The following is a 2234-nucleotide window of genomic DNA, read 5'->3' on the forward strand; positions in this document are numbered from 1 at the left end:
CGCGGCCTCCGGCTTGTCATCGGAGACGGCGGGGCGGACCGAAACGGCTAGAAACGCGGCGAACAGAACTGGTACAAGGAGACGCGAAGGGGCGACGAATTGTTGCATGGCAGACATCGGACGCACGTAGAATGGAATCGGGAGGGGGTAAGGTAGGAAGCCGCCATTCTAATTGGTTTGCCAAGCTTTGGTGAGTGCGGACGAAAAACGAACCACTCCCGCTTCCCGATTATTGTTTTTTCACCACGGAAACCCGCAATTTGAAACGGACGAACAAACGAATCGTCGGCTTGGGATTCTGGCTGATCACGCTGGTTTCGACAGGCGTCGCCGCGTCGCGCTGGATGCAGACGACCGAGCAAAACGACCAATCGCAACAGACGCTCGAATCGATCGCACGCTACGTCGCACGGCAGGAGACGCAGATCGTGGCCATCGATCCGACCGGGCGACTGCAGCCGGGAGATCCGGTTTTTTTGGCCGGCGAGCAGGGTGACTATCATCAGGTCGGTCGCGTTGCGGCGATCGTCACCCCCGACGGCGAGCGGCCCGATGACCTTCCCGCAGAACCTCTCACCAGAGGCCGCCGCGTTTCGATCACGTGGTACAGCTGGGACGTCCCGGCCGACGAGTGCCAGCTGTTTCAGCACCACAGCACCGGACGGTTGAGCGAGGTGGTGGAAACGCTCTTTCCGCCGGCGAAGCAGAAAGTCATTCGCGACCAGTTGTCCGCCGCGATGGCTCGTCACGGCGAGGATCTGTCACAAGCCTTCATTCCGCTGGTCGAAGACAGCTTTCGAAAATCGCTGCCGGTGATCGAAGACGAGTTCCGCCTGGCCGTCGCCCGGCACCGCGATGAACTGGACGCGGCTGCTCATCGCTGGCACGACGAGTTAGTCCAGGAACGATTGATCCCGATGGCCCGCCGCGAAATCTTGCCGATCGTCAAGAAGCACGGCCAACCGCCGGCCGAAGAAATCGGTCGCGAGATGTGGGACCGCGCCTCCCTGTTCCGTTTCGGATGGCGGGCGATCTATGACAAGACGCCGTTGCCGCAAAAAGACTTGGTCCGTGAAGAATGGCAGCGGTTTGTGGAAGAGGAAGCGGTTCCGGTGTTGGAAAAACACATGGACGATGTCGTCGTCGCGATCCAACGCAGCGTCCGCGACATTTCGGCCAGCCCGGCGATCCGCAAGGAACTGGCCGGCGTGGCCGAGGAGATCGCGGAAGATCCCCAGAGCCGCCAATTGGTCCAAACCATCTTGAAAGAAACCTTTGTCGATAACGAACGCCTGCACAAAGTCTGGCGTGAGGTTTGGAGCAGCCCCGAAGCAGAAGCGGCCTTTGAAATCGCCGGCCAGCGTTTGGAACCGGTGATCCGCCAGATCGGTGACGAGATTTTTGGTTCCGAACAAGACGGCATCAATCCCGATTTCGCCCGCGTGCTCCGCAGCCAGATCCTGCGCAAGGACCGCCGCTGGATCGTCGCCTGGCACACCGGCGCCGGCAACGGCACCATCGAAGTCGCCCGGACCCCGATGCCCTACCCGATCGTTTATCTGGCGGCGGAACGGTAGCGCTGTGGCGACTTGTAAGCTGAGGGGCCACGGAGCAATGAAGTCGCCACTGAGCCCACCGACAGCCCGCTTGCCATCGGTGGGCATTCATTTCGACGGCTAGCCCGGTAAGATTGAGCCTATGCCCCCTGAACCCGAATCGACCGCCGACGCTGCACTGGAAGACATGCCGGTCAGTCCGCTGTGCCTGAAGGACTTGTGTGTCGTCGCAGGTGACCGTTGTTTGCTGGATCAGGTCGATGCGAGATTCCCCGAAGCCAAGATCACGGTCGTCGTCGGCGGCAGCGGCGCGGGGAAAAGCGTCTTGTTGCGGATCTTGGCGGGACTGTTGCCCCAACAGGGTGAATCGATCCGCTGGTCCGGGACGATCGGACGCAGCGAGACCGAATCCGAACGTCCCCGAGTCGGGATCGTGTTTCAACAGTTCGCGCTCTTCGATGAGTTGTCCGCCACCGCGAACGTCCAATTCGCGATCGACCATCGCCCCAACCGCGGCGCCGGCAATCCGAAAAGCGAACCGGTCTCGTGGAACGCCCGACAGTGGCTGGAACACTTGGGGGTCCCGCTGAAGACCTCGGTGGCCGACCTGAGCGGCGGCCAGAAACAGCGTCTGGCAATCGCCCGCACACTTGCCGCGTCACCCGATGTCCTGCTGTA

The 2234-nt window shown here is 61.5% G+C and carries 2 protein-coding genes; both read left to right on the forward strand.

Going from position 1 to position 2234, the window contains the following annotated elements; translation table 11 throughout:
* The first annotated feature begins 260 nt into the window (after positions 1–260).
* The gene (locus ABX749_RS30350; RefSeq protein ID WP_372899331.1) at positions 261–1577 is read left to right on the forward strand and encodes a hypothetical protein; all 1317 of its coding nucleotides are present in this window, start codon (positions 261–263) and stop codon (positions 1575–1577) included.
* A 121-nt stretch (positions 1578–1698) separates the two neighbouring features.
* Positions 1699–2234, forward strand: a 536-nt coding sequence (locus tag ABX749_RS30355) for an ATP-binding cassette domain-containing protein (RefSeq protein ID WP_372899332.1), incomplete at its 3' end; no start/stop codon positions are given.

Origin of the sequence: Stieleria sp. (assembly GCF_041595215.1) — a bacterium.
Lineage (GTDB): Bacteria > Planctomycetota > Planctomycetia > Pirellulales > Pirellulaceae > Stieleria > Stieleria magnilauensis.